Source organism: Aurantimicrobium photophilum (assembly GCF_003194085.1).
GTDB lineage: Bacteria > Actinomycetota > Actinomycetes > Actinomycetales > Microbacteriaceae > Aurantimicrobium > Aurantimicrobium photophilum.
On sequence record NZ_CP023994.1, the window covers coordinates 1,342,586 to 1,360,264 of the forward strand.

Sequence of the window (17,679 nt, forward strand, 5' to 3'; positions counted from 1 at the left end):
GCTGTGTAGGAGTACCTATTTAGCTGCGAGAGCTGCCTGATACAGCTCTCTCTTGGAGAGGCCAGTCTCTTCAGCAACCTGTGTCGTCGCCTCTTTGAGGCGCACTCCATCGGCCACGAGCACCTGAACCTGAACAAGTCCGTCCTCCAGCGTCAGCGTTGCCGCAGTAGCGCCACCAATTACCAGAACAATCTCGCCGCGGACGCCGTCGGCGGCCCAGTCGGCGAGCTCTGCTAATGATCCGCGCTTGACCTCTTCATAGAGTTTGGTGAGCTCGCGGCACACTGCAGCAGGTCGTTCAGACCCCAGCTCATCACGAGCATCGATCAGTGACTCAGCAATACGGTTGGGGGATTCAAAGAACACCATGGTGCGCGACTCACGAGCCAGTGCTCGGAACGTTGCCTTACGTTCTCCCTGCTTACGAGGTAGGAAACCTTCAAAGGTGAAGCGGTCGGTGGGAAGTCCCGCCACGGCGAGCGCGGTAATCACCGCACTGGGCCCAGGAATAGCGGTGACCTGCACACCGGCAGCGGCAGCTGCCTCTACGAGATGGAAGCCGGGGTCACTGACAGTAGGCATGCCCGCGTCTGACAGAACCAGAACGTTGCCTTCTTTGGCCAGCTCAATGATCTCGGGGCTCTTGGTTGATTCGTTGTGATCGTGCAACGCGATGAGGCGGGGACGGTTCTCAATACCGAGAGCATTCAAGAGCTTGGAGGTGGTGCGGGTGTCTTCACTGGCAATCACGGTTGCCTCAGTCAATGCCTCTACCAAACGGGTCGAGGCATCGCCCAAGTTGCCGATGGGAGTTGCTGCCAGGATGATCACTCTCCCATTTTGGCAGGGTTCTGGTCTGTAGGCTGAACTGGTGAAACGAGCATTGGCCTGGGGAGCTCCTGCAGCAGTACTTCTGCTGGCTGCCGTCCTGCGCCTGTGGAACCTGGGTAACCCCCACTCCCTTGTTTTTGATGAGACCTTCTACGTCAAAGACGCATGGTCGTTGTGGAACAACGGCTACGAGTCCACCTGGGGCGATGACCCCGACAAAAAGTTCAATGCCGGGATCACGGACGGCTTCACCACTGACCCGTCCTATGTTGTCCACCCGCAATTGGGCAAGTGGCTCATTGGCGCAGGAATGGCGCTCTTTGGCGCTGACAACTCTTTTGGTTGGCGCTGTGGCGTAGCGATCGCCGGCATTCTGATTGTTCTTCTGGTGATGCTCATTGCCCAGAAGCTGTTCCGCTCCACCCTGTTGACAGTGGTTGCCGGTGGCCTGATGGCCATTGATGGCCACGCCATCACTCTCTCCCGGGTGAGCTTGCTGGATAACTTCGTCACATTGTTCACGCTGGCAGGTTTTGGACTTGTCCTTCTTGACCGCGAACAAAACCTCCCCCGACTCATGGCGTGGATGCGCCGTCGCCGTGCACAGCTTGGCGATGATGCTGTTGGCCCCACCTGGGGCCCGACGTTGTGGAACCGCCCCTACCTGATTCTTGCTGGAGTGGCTTTTGGCTTGGCATGCGGAGTGAAGTGGTCGGGAATGTATTTCTTGGCTGCTTTCGCCCTCTATGTCGTGGTGATGGATGGGCTAGATCGACGACGTGTGGGGCTGCCATTCTGGTTCTCAGCTGCAGTGCTGAAACAAGCTCCTGCCACCTTCCTGTTGATGGTGCCCATCGCTGTGGTGACCTATATCTCCAGCTGGGCAGGATGGATTCTCACCTCAGGTGGGTACTATCGTGACCTCGTCACCGCAGAGTCTGGATTGCGTTGGAGTGGCCCTCTGTCTTGGGTTCCTGATTGGGCGCAGAGCCTCTGGGCGTATCACGTTTCTGCCTATCAATTCCATGTGGGCCTCGTCACACCACACTCGTATCAAGCCAACCCGCTGACGTGGTTGATTATGTGGCGGCCCACCAGCATGTTCTATGAAGGCGTCAACAAGGGTGATGCCGGCTGCACCTTTGACTCGTGTGCGTCTGCGATCACAGCTATTGCAAACCCCCTGATCTGGTGGGGTGGCACCGCTGCCTTGGCCTACCTTGCCTACCGTCTCGTTCGCTACCGCGAATGGAAGGTTGGCTTCATCCTGATGGGTATTGTTGCCGGATATGTGCCGTGGCTGATGTATCTCAACCGCACAGTGTTCCAGTTCTACGGCATTGTTTATGAGCCCTACATGATTCTGGCCATCACCTTTGTGGTGGGCCTCATCTTGGCCACCAAGGATGAGTACAAGCGCAGCACCGGGATTGCCATCTTGACGGTCTTCGGCATCCTGACCGTGCTGCTGAGCATCTTCTTCTACCCACTGTGGAGTGGAATGCAGATTCCTTACTGGTACTGGCACCTGCACATGTGGATGCCCAGCTGGATCTAGACAGTCTCACTGACCGGACACTCCCACAGTCACTTCTCTAGCCAGATAGAGCGCCTCACCATAGACTCAGACTGTGACAGCGTACGTCTCAGCCTTTGACCTGTTCTCTATAGGTATTGGGCCTTCTAGTTCCCACACCGTGGGACCGATGAGAGCAGCCCTCGATTTCGTCACCGTTCTGAAGAACAAAAACCTTTTAGGTTCTGTCACCAGCGTGAACTGCAGCCTCTATGGTTCCCTTGGATCCACCGGTATTGGTCACGGCACCCCTGGTGCCGTGATCGCGGGCTTGAGCGGTCTCGCTCCCGAAACGTGCATGCCCGAACAGGTTCGTGGCGCCTGGAGCACCCTCGAGTCTGACCCCACCCTCAAGCTCAGTGGAACCCACACCATTGCCTTCACAGCTGACGACATCATGTTCGAGCCCCGAACGAGACTCCCTGGTCACCCCAATGCGATGACCCTCCGCGCCTTCGGCAACGACGCACTTCCCCTGTTCGAACAGACCTACTACTCCGTGGGTGGCGGCTTTATTCGCCGTGACGGCGAAGAAGCCAGCTCTATCACTACAGAGTGGCCCCTGCCCTATGGCACCTCCACTGCGCTGCTTGCCTTGTGCGATGTGCAGAACATGACTATCGATCAGGTGGCTCTGAAGAACGAACTCTCCCAGCACAACTTGGACGAGGTCAACGAACGCCTCGATGCCATCTGGGACACCATGCATAACTGCGTGAATGCGGGACTCACCTCGGCCGGAACACTGCCCGGTGGTCTCAACGTGAAGCGCCGCGCAGCCGAGCTGCGTGAACACCTCGTCACCGCAGATGCCGCCAATAGCCGAGACACCACCATTGAATGGTTGCATGCCTTTGCCCTGGCGGTGAACGAAGAGAACGCGGCCGGAGGCCGCGTCGTCACCGCACCGACGAACGGTGCTGCCGGCATTGTTCCTGCTGTGGCCAGCTACTACCTGCGCTTTGTACCTGGGGCGAACCAGGAGGGTATTCGCCGCTATCTCCTCACTGCCACGGCCATTGGTTCACTCTTCAAAGCAAATGCGAGTATCTCCGGCGCTGAAGCAGGTTGCCAAGGAGAAGTCGGTCCTGCCTGCGCCATGGCTGCCGGCGGTCTGTGTGCAGTTCTAGGCGGAACACCCCGTCAGGTGGAGAACGCAGCAGAGATTGCCATGGAACACCACCTGGGTCTCACTTGCGACCCCGTGGGTGGACTGGTTCAGATTCCGTGTATTGAACGCAATGCCATTGCCAGCTCCACTGCTGTCAGTGCAGCTCGCCTGGCTCTCCATGGCGATGGCAACCACTTAGTCTCCCTCGACACCGTGATTGAAACCATGCGTCAAACTGGTTTGGACATGTCGACCAAATACAAAGAGACCAGCGAAGGCGGTCTCGCTGTGAACGTTATTGAGTGCTAGCTAAAGCGCAGAGGCAAGCTGGCGAATATCGCCTGCATGCGTGCCACAGCAGCCACCAATAAGGCTCGCTCCCTGCGCAATCCACTCTGCCGAGTAGGCAACGAGCGCATCCGCAGCTGCGTTCTCCCAGACGCCCGTCTGCGCATTCCAGGTTCCACCACCATTGGCATAAATCACCACGGGCAGATCGGTCACGCTGCGAATCTCAGCAATAGCAGCAGAGACAACAGAAGGGTCAACGCAGTTGACGCCAATGGCCGCAATGGCTGGAGATGATGCAGCAATGCGCCGCGATTCCCAGCGCGGAGCGCCTGGGATGCTTTAGCGTAGAACCTAGAACATGCCAACGAGTTGCGCGCAGCGCAGGGGTAAAGCGGAGAGGAGGCCGTGATGCAGAGCGATCCCGGAGTACGGCGCGGCGACGCGCGACGCCGCCTGCTCGCGTTCGGCCTGCTCACCCTGGTGCTGGTGGGGCTCTTCGGCATGCATGTGCTGAGCGGCTCGGCCGGGCACGGCGGCCACGACACGAGATCCCCGGCCGCGCTCATCGCGACCGATCACGAAGCCGCGGGCGCCGACATGGGCGGCAGCGTGGTCACGGCGGCGGGGGTGCACGCATCCAGCACGATGGCCGCACCGGATCCCGCACCCGGGGATGCCCACTGTCCTGGCCCGTGCGGGGATCCGGACCCCGGTCACGTCATGCTGATGGTCGGGTGCGTGCTCGCGCTGCTGGTGGCCGTCGTGCTGCTGTTCGCGCCGCTCATGCTGGGGTACTCCTGGCGCTCCCTCGTCCTCGCGATCCGCTCCCTGCCGCCTGCGGGCACCGTCTTACCGCGCCCGCGGCCCCCGTCTCTTCGCGTTCTGTCGATCAGTCGCACCTGATTCGCGCCCGCTCCGGCCACGGCTGGAGCACGGCTGCGCCCTGCCCGGGGCGCGAATCTCTGACTTTGTTGACTGAATGAAAGGACGCATACTGATGCGTATTCGCACGCTTGCGCTGGCTTCGACCGCGCTGTCCACCGCCCTGCTGCTGGCCGGCTGCTCCCCGAGCGGGACGTCGGACGGGATGGCCGGCATGGATCACGGATCCAGCTCCTCCACGGCCCCTGCCGAGACCTCCGCGCAGTTCAATGCGGCCGACCAGATGTTCGTGACGATGATGATCCCGCACCACGAGCAGGCGATCGACATGGCCGACATGCTGCTCGCCAAGGACGGCATCGACGAGCGGGTGATCGAGCTCGCCCAGCAGATCAAGGACGCCCAGGGCCCTGAGATCGAGACCATGCAGGCCTGGCTCGAGGACTGGGGCGTGTCCGCAGACGACTCGTCGATGGGTGGCATGGATCATGGCGGCGGCATGATGTCGGAAGACAGCATGACCGCCCTGGAATCGGCCACCGGCGCCGAGGCAACGCGCCTGTTCCTCGAGGGCATGATCGAGCACCACACCGGCGCGATCGAGATGGCCCAGGCCGCCCTCGACGGCGGGGAGAACCCGGACGTACTCGAGCTCGCGCAGCAGGTCATCGACGGCCAGAGCGCGGAGATCACCACGATGCAGGAGATCCTGGACAGCCTCTAACCCCGGCCCCGGCACGGGATCCCCGCCCAGGCCCGGGCGGGGATCCCGCCCGCATCCCCGCAGTTCGCACCGCTCCCCGGTGCCACCTGCATCCCTCCGTTGACCAGGCCGCCTGCTCGCATCCCGCTGAAAGGTGCTCACATGCCCGCATCCCGCTTCCCCCGTACACCCCGTCTGCGCGGACGGCTGCTGCTCGCCGCGGCGACGGCCGCCGTCGCCGCCGTCCTGACCGGGTGCGCGGCCACCGCTCCCACGGCGCCGGCCTCCTCGCCGCCTCCGACGTTCGGCCACATTCACGCGGTGATCCCCGAGGATACGGGCACCCTCCTCGTCGGCACGCACACCGGCCTCTACCGCGTCGACGAGGACGGCACCGTGGACGGTCCCCTGGGAGGCTACGACTTCGACCTGATGGGGCTCGCCGCCAGCGGAGACGCCCTGATCGCCTCCGGACATCCCGGCCTTGACACCCCGGCGGAGCTGGGCTCCCCGAATCTCGGCATCATCCGCAGCGAGGATGCCGGGGAGAGCTGGCAGCCGATCGTATTCACGAACACCGAGGATTTCCACGTTCTCACTGCCGGACCAGACGATCGGCTCTACGGCATCGGGTCGACCAGCCCCGCGCTACGGGTCAGCGACGACCGCGGAGACACCTGGGAGGCCCGCGGCGAGATCGCCGCCGTCGATCTCGCCGTCACCACGGACGGGACGATCACCGCCGCCACCCCCGAGGGCCTGCGCACCAGCACAGACGATGGGGCGTCGTTCACGTCCGCAGCCGATGCGCCGCTGCTGTATCTGCTCGAGGCCACAGGGGACACGGTCGTCGGGGTCGGCACCGACGGACAGGTCTGGCAGCGCGCCGGCGACACCGGCTGGGAGTCGATCGGGTCGGCGGCCGGCACCGTCGAAGCCCTGGGGCTCTCCCCCACCGGCAGGGTCATCCTCGTCGACGAGCGCGGCATCGTCGCCCTCGACGGTGACGAATCCACCGTTATCCTGCCCGCACTGCCGGGCCCCTGACCGATTCCGAAGGAGGCCTCGTCATGCCCCGCTTCCCCAAACTCACGCCCTCATCAGCTGTCAGCGCCTCTCGCAAGCTGCTCGGCGACCTGGTAGTCCGGCACAGCCACGTCGGGGACATGGTGTCGACGATGGCGCACTCCCCCGCGCTGCTCGGCGGATATCTCCAACTGAGCCGGGCGATGCGCCGTGCAAAGCTCGACCGCAAGATCAGCGAGCTCATCTCGATCGCGGTGCAGTCGCGGCAGGGGTGCAGCTTGTGCCTCGATTCCCATATCGCTGCGGCGCGTGCCTTGGGTGTGAGCGAGTCCGCGATCGAGGCCGCCCGGCAGGGCACCTCGCCCTTCCCTGCGATCGCGGCGATGATCCGGCTGGGCGTCCTGGTCTATCGCGAGCCGTCATCGATCACGGATGCGCAGATCGACGAGCTGCGCGCCTTCGGGTACAGCACGCGCGAGATCGCCGACGTCGTCGGGGTGGTCTCCCTGAATCTCCTCACCGGCGCGTTCAACCTGGTCGCGGGGCTCACCCCTCGCGACTGATCCCGCCAGGGCGGACGGTCAGGAGCGGACGAGGCGGGTGATCGCGTCGCTGGCTTCCTGGATCTTCGCGTGGGCGGCGTCGTCGCTGAGCTTTGCGGCCTCGAGCACGCAGTGCTTGAGGTGGTCGTCGAGCAGCTCCGTAGCGACGCCTTGCAGCGCGCGGGTGAGCGCACTGACCTGCGTGAGGATGTCGATGCAGTATTGCTCCTCGTCGATCATCTTCGCGATGCCACGCGCCTGCCCCTCGATGCGCTTCATCCGCTGCAGATACTGCGCCTTGTCGTCGATGTAGCCGTGGTGCTCGGCGGCGGTGTCGGTGTCGAGTGCCATGGGGATCCTTACTTCTCGCGTTCCAGGACGGAACGGGTGCTGGCTGCGGGGGTGAGATCGATGCGCCGCAGCAGCTGCGCGTTGACTGCCACGACCACGGTCGAGAGCGACATCAGGATCGCGCCGACGGACATGGGAAGCACGATGCCCACCGGAGCCAGGATACCGGCCGCCAGCGGCACCGAGATGAGGTTGTAGCCGGCGGCCCACCACAAGTTCTGCTTCATCTTGCGGTAGGCGGCGCGGGAGAGCTCGATCACGGAGAGCACGCTGCGCGGGTCGGAGCTCGCGAGGATCACACCCGCCGAGGCGATCGCCACGTCGGTGCCCGCACCGATCGCGATGCCGACGTCGGCCTGCGCGAGTGCGGGGGCGTCGTTGACGCCGTCGCCGACCATCGCGACCTTCTTGCCCTCTCGCTGCAAGGCGGCGACCTTGGCCGACTTGTCCTCGGGGCGCACCCCGGCGAAGACGCGGTCGATGCCGAGCTCGCGGCCGACCTCCCGGGCGACGGCCTCGGCGTCGCCGGTGATCATGACGACCTCGACGCCGAGGCGGTGCAGCGCGTCGACGGCGTCGCGGGATTCGGGGCGGATCTCGTCGGCGAGCCGCAGACCCCCGATCACCTGCCCGTCGCGCAGGACGTGCAGAATGATCGCGCCCTCCTCCCGCCAGGCGTCCGCGGCTGCGGTTTCGGGCTGTCCGGTCTCCTCGAGCAGGCGGGGCCCGCCGACGCGGATCTCGTGGCCTGCGACGGTAGCGGTCACCCCGACCGCCGGTGAGGAGGAGAACCCGGTTGCGGGCTCCACGGTGAGGCCGCGCTCGTTCGCGGAGGCGAGGATGGCCTTCGCGAGCGGGTGCTCGCTGTCGGCCTCGGCTGACGCGGCGAGAGCCAACACGGTGTCGGCGTCGAGTTCGCCAGCGGGCTCGACGCCGGTGACGGTGGGCTCCCCCTTGGTGAGGGTGCCGGTCTTATCGAACAGCACCGCGTCGACCTGGCGCATGGACTCCAAGGCGAGGCGATCCTTGATGAGCACGCCGCCGCGCGCGGCCCGCTCGGTCGCGATCGACACCACGAGCGGGATGGCGAGGCCGAGGGCGTGCGGGCAGGCGATCACGAGCACGGTGATGCTGCGCACGACCGCCGCATCGGGATCCCCGGTGATCGTCCACACGACCGCGGTGATGACGGCGGCGGCGAGGGCGAACCAGAACAGCAGTGCGGCGGCGCGGTCTGCGATGCGCTGGGCGCGGGACGAGGAGTTCTGCGCCTCGGCGACGAGTCGGTTGATGCCGGCCAGTGCGGTGTCGTCGCCGACCGCGGTGATCTCGACGCGCAGGCCCGAGTCGGTCGCGACCGTGCCGGCGGTCACCGTATCCCCGTCCCCGCGGGTCACGGTGCGCGATTCGCCGGTGATCATGGACTCGTCCATCGCGGCGCGGCCGTCGACGATGCGGCCATCGGCGGGCACGCTGCCGCCGGGCCGCACGATCACGATGTCGCCGACGGCGAGCTCGGCGGGGGCGACCTTCACGATCTCGTCGCCCTCCACGCGCTCGGCCTCGTCGGGCAGGAGGGCGGCGAGGGAGTCGAGCGCCGAGGTGGTCTGGGCGAGGGATCGCATCTCGATCCAGTGTCCGAGCAGCATGATGACGATCAGCAGCGCGAGCTCCCACCAGAACTCGAGTTCGTGGTGCACGAGCCCGAGCGTGGCCGCCCAGGATGCGAAGAACGCGACGGTGATCGCCAGCGCGATCAGGAGCATCATGCCGGGCTTGCGGGCCTTGAGCTCGCTCCATGCGCCGGTGAGGAAGGGCCATCCGCCCCACGCGTACATGAGCGTGCCGAGCGCGGGAGCGACAAAGGTCGCCCAGCCGGGCACCTCGTAGCCGAGCAGCATCGCAAACATCGGCGAGAACGCGACCACCGGGAGCGCGATGATCAGATTGATCCAGAACAGTCTGCGGAAACGTTCGACGTGACCGCCGTGGTTTCCATGACCGGAGTGGCCGCCGTGATCCTGGTGGGCATTGTGCGGGCCGTGCCCGGCCTGCGCATCGTGACCGTGATGTGCGTCGTGCTGCTGAGGAGCCTGCTCGTCGAGTTGCGTCGGCGCTGGGTGATGCCCGCCCCCGTGCCCAGCGGCTGTCGTACTCGGATGGTCGTGGTGATCGTGATTGTGGCTGTTCGGATCTGTCATGAACGCTGCTCCTCGGTGGACGAGTCGTGCGGGTTGGTTCCCGTCTCTGCGGCCGGATCAGGTGAGGCAGTCACTCAGCAGTGATGCTTCGGGCCGCCGCACCTGCACAACCCGGCATTCCTCACAACCCTATACCCCTATGGGGTATTTTTCAAGAATGGCGGTCGCGATTGGGCACCGCTGTGTCTGGCAGCCGCCTGGTGCAGTTGCGGCCCCCACTGGGAGACCGTTCCGACGGCGTCGATGCCGGTCACGCCGATGACGGTTCCGGAGCGTTCGTGCCGCACAATGAACTCGTCCCCCTCCTCGAGACGGGAGACGGCGCCGACAGTGGAACCGACCCCGGCGACCGCGTGGCCGTAGACCAGCGCCAGGTAGGGGCTACGCGGCAGATATGGGTCGGGGGCGGCGTCGAGGCCGAGATCGTGCAGGGCGACTCGAGCCGCGTGCGCGCCCTGGGCGGCGGCGTCTTCCCAGTGGTCGATGCGCCAGGCGCCGAGGGCGTCGTGGTGCATGGCGACGCCGCCGGCCGCATAGTGGTACGGGACGTCGGTGCGGAGATGGGCGTCAACGTCGACGCCGCCCGTCCACGGAGCAGGGGCAGGGGCAGCGGGGATCGTGCCGAGCGCTACCAACAGGATGTCCCCGATGAGGGGGCTGTCGTCGTCGAGAGTGACCACGACGCCATGATCGCCGGCTTCGACCTGGCGCACGGTGCGACCGAAGTAGGTACGCACGCGGGACTGATGCTCGGCGGCGAGGCGCTCGGCGACCGGGGCGCCGAACGCTGCCAAGCCGGGGACGGTGCCGCGATTGATGAGCATGACCGTGTGCCCAGCTTCCTGCAGCGTCGACGCGGTCTCAGCCGCAATGATCCCCCCGCCGTAAATGACAATCCGTGCTCGGCGTCCGAGCCCTGCCAGCCGCTCGCGGATGCGCTGCGCATCCGCGAGCGAGTGGAGGGGGCTCACCTGCCCCCGCTCCATCGCGGCCCCTGCTCCGAGGACGGTGTCGGGCAGCAGGCGGGGCCGGCTGCCGGTGGCGATGATGACGGCGTCATAGCCGATCCGCGCCCCCGACGTCAGACGCACTTCCCGGTCGCCAGGATCAATGCCGGTGACGGTATCGGCAAGGTACTCTACCTCTGGCAGGCGGAGCGTGATGAATCCCGGAGGGGTCGGGCCGAATGCGACGCCCTTGATGAGCATCCGAGTGTATGGGGTAACGCCCGTTTCGCCGACGAGCGTGGCTACCACCCCGCCCTGGGAGGCGAGGTGGCGGGCAGCCGCGACACCGGCCGTCAAGGGCTTTCGCGGCATATCCTCCCTCGCTGCGCTCAGTCCGGTATTCCACGTTCCCTTGACGGCCGGCTCCCTGCGTGAAGTTCGGCAGGTGCCGAAAGGCAATGGAGATCTGAGAGAGGAGCGCGGTCAGCATCCTCAGCAGTATGACCGTTCTCGACAAAACCCGCACGAGAAATTTGGTAGCTGGCGGTAATGACAACGCCAACGCCCGCATCGACATAGGCCTTATGTGCAGCCTCAATGAGTCCAGGATCATCGAGCAGAGCTTGAGCAGTCCACAACGAGCCCTCGAGTCGACAGCCTTGCTGTTCCAGCTCGGTGCTCATTCCGCCATCAATGGCGAGGGGAACACTTACTCGAGTAAGGAACTCATCACAGGACAACATGAGTAGAGCTTAGAAAAGTAAGCGAGGGCGAAGAAAGTCGAAATGACTTAGTTCGTCAATCCCAGGTACTCATCAACAGGAATACTTGCCTTCTTGTTCTTGAGCAAGAGATACATGATCACGCCTGCGAGAGCAGTGATGACGGCAATAACGGTGAGGGTGGTCACAAAGGCGCTGGTGTAAATCGCGGCAAGGTCAGAAGTACTCACTGCCGACAACGCAGTATTTGAGGTCTTACCGGTGGCCAGGTAACCCGTGATGGCATCCCAGTTGCTGTCTCCAGCAACTGCGCCCTTTGTTGCTGTGCTCACTCCGGACAGAGTGAACAGCGACACCATGACCGTGCTGCCGGTGAGACCGAGAGCGTAACCGAACTGTCCCACAGCGAGCTTGCTGGAGGTCACCGGACCATAGAACTTGGCCGGGGCCAAAGTAATGAAGAGGTTGCCCTGGCTGGTGGCATTCATCATCCAGCCCACCGCAGCAATGACCATACCGGGGATAAACATGAGGTAGCCAGAGGTGGGAGAGAGCAGAAGGAAGGTGAAGAAACCGAGCACCATCAGCACATAACCGGTTGCTGCGGTCGTGCGAGGCTTCGAACCTTTACCGAGGAACGTTCCGGCAAGTACGGAACCAATAATGCCTGCTGCTGACATAGGCAAGCTAGCTGCGCCCAAAAGACCGGCAGGAATGTGGGTGACGTACTGGAACATATTGGGAAGCATCTGGCTCATTGAGGCCGATGCCATGTTCCAGAAGACACCCATGATGACAGCGCCCAAGAATGCGGGGTGGGTGAGCAACTTGATGGGGAAGACGGGAGACGTAGTGCGGTTCTCACGGATACCAAACGCCGCCAAAGAGATCAGCGCAACGATGACGGGAACATAGAACGAGGGGTGATCGAAACCGTTAGTCGCACCGCTGATGCCATAGAGGAGCCCAGCGATACCCACGGCGACAAAGAGCATGCCGAGGTAGTCGACCTTTGAGGCGGGAAGCTTGTCAATCTTGGGCAGGATGGGCTTGACCAGAAAGAAACCGATGACGGAGATCACGGGAAGGATCAGGTAAGCCAAACGCCAGTCAATACCGATGAGCACACCACCGAGAACCATGGCAATGACGGGAATGACACCATTGACAATGTTGAAGGTGGCCATGGCCGGTCCCAGCGACTTGGAGCTGGAGACGTTACGGAGCATGCCGTATGCGGCACCGAAGGTCACACCGAGAGCAACACCGGTAATGATGCGGCCAAGCAAATACATCCCCACTGCCGTGCCGGCAGTGGGGTCAATGAGACCAGCACTCGCCGTCAAGAGCTGGCCAGCAGCAGCAACCAACACCGACAGTGCCAACAAAAGCCTGCGGCCGAAGCGATCAGCGAGCATTCCGCCAGGAATAGCAGTGGCAGCCAAAGCAAGTGTTGAGATACCGACAGCAAGGGACTGCGTCGAAGCCGAAAAGTTGAGCTGGTCTGAGGCTTTCACCAATGCCAGGGAAGAAATGAGTGGGTCTGCTACTTGGATTGCACCTAGGAGACCCAGAAGAATAACGGCGGAACGGCGAAAGCCTGTTTCAGGTGCGGTTCCTGCGGTAGCTGATGTTGACACGGATGGACTCCTCTATTGGTGACTGTGACAGTTTGGCACATTAGACCAGCCGTATAAATACCCTCGCGTAGGCTGGAAGAAGCCCATGGACGCCGCACTCATCACGTATCCTCCTGACTTACCTGTCAGTGAGCGTCGTGAAGAGATTCTGAATGCAATCAGGGACAACCAAGTTGTCATCATTGCTGGTGCCACCGGCTCGGGTAAAACAACCCAGATTCCCAAGATGTGCTTGGAACTGGGTCGCACCAGTATTGCTCACACCCAGCCCCGACGTATTGCAGCACGGGCCGTAGCAGAGCGCATCGCCGAAGAACTCAAGGTGGAACTGGGTGGCCTTGTCGGCTACCAAGTCCGCTTCACCGACCAGGCCAGTGCTGAAACCGAGGTCAAGGTCATGACCGACGGCATCTTGCTCAACGCCCTGCAGCGTGATCGCTTGCTGAGCGCCTATGACACGATCATCATCGACGAGGCCCATGAGCGCAGCCTCAACATTGACTTCCTCCTCGGCTATCTCAAGCAGCTTCTCCCCCAGCGTCCGGACCTCAAGCTCATCATCACCTCCGCCACCATTGACCCCGAGAGCTTCTCCACACATTTTGGTGGCGCACCCATGATTGAGGTCTCCGGAAGAACTTTCCCTATTGAGATTAGATATCGTCCACTGGTCGAAGACAAGATGTCCAGCGATGACGTCGATGACGACGAGCTCGCAGATGAACCTAACAAGGCAACGAAAGCTCCCGAGCACTCAGCACGTGACTATCTCGACGGCATCATCTCTGCCCTCAATGAGTTAGAAAAGGAAGCTCCCGGAGATGTGCTCGTCTTTCTCTCCGGTGAGACAGAGATTCGTGATGCCCAAGAAGCCATCGAAGGTCACATCGCTGCCGGCCGGATGAAGGCCGGCACGGAAGTGCTGCCTTTATACGGTCGCCTGTCAGCCGCTGACCAGCACAAAGTCTTTGAACCCAGCAAGGTTGCAGGCTTGAGAAGACGCATCATCTTGGCCACCAACGTGGCGGAGACAAGCCTCACTGTTCCCGGCATCAAATACGTCATTGATGCCGGTACCGCTCGCATCTCCAGATATTCACCCCGCGCCAAAGTGCAGCGCTTGCCTATCGAAGCCATCTCTCAAGCCAGTGCCAACCAGCGCTCGGGACGCTGCGGTCGCACCAGTGACGGCATTGCCATCAGGTTGTATTCAGAAGAAGACTTTGAGCGCCGCCCAGAATTCACCGACCCCGAAATCTTGCGCACCAACCTCGCGTCGGTGATTCTGCAGGCGGCGTCTCTGGGCTTGGGCGACATTGCAGCCTTCCCCTTCCTACAAACGCCAGATTCACGTGGCGTGAAGGACGGCCTGGACCTCCTCAAAGAACTCGGCGCTATCCAGAACAACACGGGAGCAACCAAACTCACCAAGGTCGGTCACGACCTTTCCCGCATTCCTATTGAGCCCCGCTTTGCGCGGATGGTATTGGAATCCCGGCATCACGGTGTCACCCGTGAAGTCATGGCCATTGTGGCGGGGCTCACAGTTCAAGACCCTAGGGAACGCCCGCTAGAGAAGCGCCCACAAGCAGATCTCTCCCACGCAAGATTCACCGACCCCACCAGTGACTTCCTGTCCTTGCTCAACCTTTGGAACTACCTCGAAGAAAAGCAGAAAGAACTCTCCTCGAGCGCCTTCCGCAGGATGTGCAAAGCAGAGTTCTTGAACTATCTGCGCGTGCGTGAATGGAATGACGTCTACCGCCAGCTCAAGACGTTGACTAAGCCATTGGGTCTGAGCTTGGGTGAACCCAAGATTGACCCCGACGGCATTCACAAGTCCCTGCTCTCAGGACTTCTTTCCCACATTGGCCTCAAACAGGTCAGTGACAACAAACTCGGTGACAAGCGAGGGGCCAACAACAGCCCCCGCAAACAACAGCATGAGTTCATGGGTGCCAGAAACCAGAAGTTTGTCATCTTCCCTGGCTCTGCTCTCGCTAAGAAACCACCCGCAGCAGTGATGAGTGCGGAGCTGGTGGAAACCAGCAGACTTTTTGCCAGAACCAACGCTGCCATTGATCCGGGTTGGGCAGAAAAACTCGCAGGAGACCTCTGCAAGCGCAGCTATAGCGAACCACACTGGGAGAAGAACCAGGGTGCAGTCGTCGCGTATGAGCGCGTGACGTTATTCGGTGTCACTCTCGTTGCCCACCGACGAATGCAGTATTCACGAATAGATTTAGAGCTCTGCCGAGAACTCTTTATTCGCCATGCGCTGGTGGATGGCGAATGGGACTCCAAGCAAGCATTCGACCGCAGCAACCGTGCCTTGCGAAGACAACTCGAAGAACTCGAAGAGCGCTCAAGAAGACGTGACATCTTGGCAGACGACGAAGTCGTCTTCGCCTTCTATGACCAGCGCATCCCTGCAGATGTCTTCTCCACCAGAACCTTTGAAGGTTGGTGGAAAAAGGAGCGCAGCACCAACCCTGACTTCCTCACCATGCAACGTGCAGACCTGTTAGAAGAAACAGAAGCAGAACACGACGAGAACGAGTTCCCGTCTGAGTGGTTCTATGGCGATCAACGCCTCAAGCTCAAATACAGATTTGAACCCGGACGTGAAGACGACGGCGTCACGGTTGAGATTCCCTTGCCACTACTAGCCAGGCTCGAACCAGAAGCCTTCGAGTGGCTTGTTCCTGGTCTTCGCCTCGAGCTCATTACTGGCCTCATCAAAACCCTGCCCAAGAACATTAGAAGACAAGTAGTCCCGGCAGCGGACTGGGCAGCCAAAGCAGCTTCAACCTTGCCCGAACAACCAGAAGGCAAACTCCTGGTTGCAGTTGCCAAAGCCCTCCAAAGCCTCAGTGGAGCACTGGTTTCAGCACAAGACTTTGACTCAGACCGCCTCCCAGATCACTTGCGCATGACCTATCGGGTTATTGGCAACACAGGCAAGAACTTGGGCACCGACAAAAACTTAAGCAAACTACAGCGAGGCCTAGCAGAGCGCAGCAGAGATGCCGTTGCCGAGGTTGCTGAGCGAGTTACTTCCCCACTAGAACGTGACGGTCTCACCAGCTGGGACTTTGATAAACTCCCTCGAACAGTTGATGCCCAGCACGGTGGCAACACCGTGCGTGCATACCCTGCACTTGTTGTGACAAACTCAGGAACAGCTAAGCAAGAAGTCAACATCAGACTCCTAGCCACCGAAGCAGACCAGAAGCGTGAACACCCTCAAGGCACCAGAGCATTAGTTGTTGCCGCAATTCCTTCACCTGCGAAATATGTGCAAGAACACCTCACTGCGGCAGAGAAACTGATCCTCACCCAAAGCCCTTACCCCAGTTTGAATGCTCTGATCGCAGATGCCATTGCAGCAAGCGTGGATAGCGTCCTTTTCTCTATGCGCGAAGACGGCATGATTTTCCAGAAGGCAGAGTTCGAAACCCTCAGGGACCGCGTCCAAGGCGCCATTATGGACAACATCTTTGATGCTGTCTCCCTCACCGCACGTATCTTGAGTGCAGCTAAGGAAGCACAGAAAGCCATGGCAAGTGCAAACCCAATGTCTTTCCTTGCCCAGCTCACACAAGAGAAAGCTCACCTTGAGCAACTACTGCAACCAGGGTTCATCTCTGAAGCTGGCCTCAACAGACTCCCCCGCATCTTGATCTATGTCAGAGCAATCACCATGCGGATAACAAAAATGCTCGAAGATGCAGGAAGAGATAGAACAGCATCTGTGGAACTCGATCAAGCACTGAACATGTTCGAAGCTGCAGGAGGGAAGATTCCCCTTGCCCCGCACTCACCAGAGAAACTTGTGAAAGTCAGATGGATGATTGAAGAGTTCCGAGTGAGCATGTTTGCGCAGTCATTAGGGACTGCAGAGCCCATCTCGCTCCAGAGGATTAAGAAAGTCTTGGCATAAACAAAGAACACCCCAGCCAAAAGGCTGGGGTGTTCTGAGGTTTACCGCTTAGTTGCTGCGCTTGCGGCGAGCAATCATGAAGAGCTCTGCGCCAATAATTGCCAGTGATAGTCCGCCCACAAGTAGGGAGATTCCAGTTGCGCTGCTAATGCCCGTGTTGGCAAGGGTTGCCGTCCACTGTGCATAGAGGGTTGTATTAGCTGTAAAGGGGAAACTTGCACCATCAGCGTAGGCGGTTCCTGAACCGTCTACAGCCGTGTTCCATCCGGCAAATACGTAACCGGAACGGGAGTAGCCATTTGTTGTCAAAGCAGCCGCACTACTTGATGACTGTGTAGCAGTTGAACCAGTTCCACCGTTTGCGTTGAAAGTTACCGTTTTCGCACTACTTGCACCGACACTCACAGTCGAAGTATCAACGACAGTTGCACCATTCTGAAAGCTGAGAATAAAGTCGGTGGCTGCGCCAACATTCAAGGCTCCGGCTGCAATGGTGATCGTCACCGTGGTGCCACTTGTAATTGGGTTCAAGTTGTTACTTGTATATAAATCCAACACAAAAGGTGAAACTCCATAACGACAAAATGTCGCAGTAAAACCCGAAACCTGGACCGGCGCTACGCAGGGAGTGCTCGCAGGGGACATGGTTTGTGTCCACGACCAGTCACTCGGAATTGTTACGTTTGCCCCATCAGATCCTGTAGGGGTTGTCATGCTAATGACGATGGGATTTGGGTTTGTTTGACCTTGAACTAAACCTGAAGTAGTGACGCTAGGTGAGGTAATTGGTGCCGCCTGGGCAGGTGCAGCAACACCAGCAACTACAAGCCCAGCGGCAAAAATGAAGGCGCCAAGCGCCTTGAGGGAGAAATTCTTCATACCAATAGTTTAGACGGAAGTTATACACCTTTTA

Annotated in this window: 15 protein-coding genes; 7 read left to right on the plus strand and 8 right to left on the minus strand. The window is 60.9% G+C overall.

Translation table 11 applies throughout. The annotated features are described in order from the left end of the window. Positions 1 to 15: 15 nt before the first annotated feature. Complete coding sequence (gene rsmI / locus AURMO_RS06715) at positions 16 to 831, minus strand: 16S rRNA (cytidine(1402)-2'-O)-methyltransferase (protein ID WP_110234288.1); 816 nt, start codon at positions 829 to 831, stop codon at positions 16 to 18. A gap of 40 nt (positions 832 to 871) precedes the next feature. Between rsmI and AURMO_RS06720 the strand changes: the two genes are divergently transcribed. After that, positions 872 to 2,389, plus strand: coding sequence for a dolichyl-phosphate-mannose--protein mannosyltransferase (locus AURMO_RS06720; protein ID WP_110234290.1), 1,518 nt, complete (start codon positions 872 to 874; stop codon positions 2,387 to 2,389). A 73-nt stretch (positions 2,390 to 2,462) separates the two neighbouring features. Then, positions 2,463 to 3,827, plus strand: a complete 1,365-nt coding sequence (locus tag AURMO_RS06725) for an L-serine ammonia-lyase (RefSeq protein ID WP_110234292.1) — start codon at positions 2,463 to 2,465, stop codon at positions 3,825 to 3,827. Here AURMO_RS06725 and AURMO_RS06730 read toward each other — a convergent pair whose 3' ends face one another. After that, complete coding sequence (locus AURMO_RS06730) at positions 3,828 to 4,145, minus strand: homocysteine S-methyltransferase family protein (protein WP_110234294.1); 318 nt, start codon at positions 4,143 to 4,145, stop codon at positions 3,828 to 3,830. 72 nt (positions 4,146 to 4,217) lie between these two features. Here AURMO_RS06730 and AURMO_RS06735 point away from each other — a divergent pair, with 72 nt between their 5' ends. The 4 genes from AURMO_RS06735 to AURMO_RS06750 all read left to right on the plus strand — a co-directional run bounded on the left by AURMO_RS06735 (position 4,218) and on the right by AURMO_RS06750 (position 6,983). Then, a complete protein-coding gene (locus tag AURMO_RS06735) occupies positions 4,218 to 4,712 on the plus strand; it encodes a DUF6153 family protein (protein WP_110234296.1) in 495 nt (164 codons plus the stop codon). 94 nt (positions 4,713 to 4,806) lie between these two features. Then, positions 4,807 to 5,415, plus strand: coding sequence for a DUF305 domain-containing protein (locus tag AURMO_RS06740; protein WP_204163604.1), 609 nt, complete (start codon positions 4,807 to 4,809; stop codon positions 5,413 to 5,415). 141 nt (positions 5,416 to 5,556) lie between these two features. Further along, positions 5,557 to 6,441 carry a F510_1955 family glycosylhydrolase gene (locus AURMO_RS06745; RefSeq protein ID WP_110234298.1) on the plus strand — a complete coding sequence of 295 codons (885 nt, stop codon included), beginning with the start codon at positions 5,557 to 5,559 and terminating at the stop codon, positions 6,439 to 6,441. A 23-nt stretch (positions 6,442 to 6,464) separates the two neighbouring features. Further along, positions 6,465 to 6,983 (plus strand): carboxymuconolactone decarboxylase family protein, encoded by a 519-nt coding sequence (locus AURMO_RS06750; RefSeq protein ID WP_110234300.1) that lies wholly within the window; start codon positions 6,465 to 6,467, stop codon positions 6,981 to 6,983. An 18-nt stretch (positions 6,984 to 7,001) separates the two neighbouring features. Here the strand turns inward: AURMO_RS06750 and AURMO_RS06755 are convergent, their stop codons facing one another. The 5 genes from AURMO_RS06755 to AURMO_RS06775 all read right to left on the minus strand — a co-directional run bounded on the left by AURMO_RS06755 (position 7,002) and on the right by AURMO_RS06775 (position 12,823). Further along, complete coding sequence (locus tag AURMO_RS06755; RefSeq protein ID WP_110234302.1) at positions 7,002 to 7,313, minus strand: metal-sensitive transcriptional regulator; 312 nt, start codon at positions 7,311 to 7,313, stop codon at positions 7,002 to 7,004. A gap of 8 nt (positions 7,314 to 7,321) precedes the next feature. Next, positions 7,322 to 9,514 carry a heavy metal translocating P-type ATPase gene (locus tag AURMO_RS06760; RefSeq protein ID WP_110234304.1) on the minus strand — a complete coding sequence of 731 codons (2,193 nt, stop codon included), beginning with the start codon at positions 9,512 to 9,514 and terminating at the stop codon, positions 7,322 to 7,324. 137 nt (positions 9,515 to 9,651) lie between these two features. Continuing rightward, positions 9,652 to 10,833 carry an FAD-dependent oxidoreductase gene (locus AURMO_RS06765; protein ID WP_110234306.1) on the minus strand — a complete coding sequence of 394 codons (1,182 nt, stop codon included), beginning with the start codon at positions 10,831 to 10,833 and terminating at the stop codon, positions 9,652 to 9,654. Positions 10,834 to 10,850: 17 nt separating this feature from the next. After that, the gene (locus AURMO_RS06770; protein ID WP_110234308.1) at positions 10,851 to 11,204 is read right to left on the minus strand and encodes a homocysteine S-methyltransferase family protein; all 354 of its coding nucleotides are present in this window, start codon (positions 11,202 to 11,204) and stop codon (positions 10,851 to 10,853) included. 47 nt (positions 11,205 to 11,251) lie between these two features. Next, positions 11,252 to 12,823 (minus strand): MFS transporter, encoded by a 1,572-nt coding sequence (locus AURMO_RS06775; RefSeq protein WP_110234310.1) that lies wholly within the window; start codon positions 12,821 to 12,823, stop codon positions 11,252 to 11,254. An 85-nt stretch (positions 12,824 to 12,908) separates the two neighbouring features. Here AURMO_RS06775 and hrpA point away from each other — a divergent pair, with 85 nt between their 5' ends. Then, complete coding sequence (gene hrpA, locus AURMO_RS06780; RefSeq protein ID WP_110234312.1) at positions 12,909 to 16,766, plus strand: ATP-dependent RNA helicase HrpA; 3,858 nt, start codon at positions 12,909 to 12,911, stop codon at positions 16,764 to 16,766. A 48-nt stretch (positions 16,767 to 16,814) separates the two neighbouring features. Here hrpA and AURMO_RS06785 read toward each other — a convergent pair whose 3' ends face one another. Beyond that, positions 16,815 to 17,645 (minus strand): InlB B-repeat-containing protein, encoded by an 831-nt coding sequence (locus AURMO_RS06785; RefSeq protein ID WP_110234315.1) that lies wholly within the window; start codon positions 17,643 to 17,645, stop codon positions 16,815 to 16,817. Between the last annotated feature and the right edge of the window lie 34 nt (positions 17,646 to 17,679).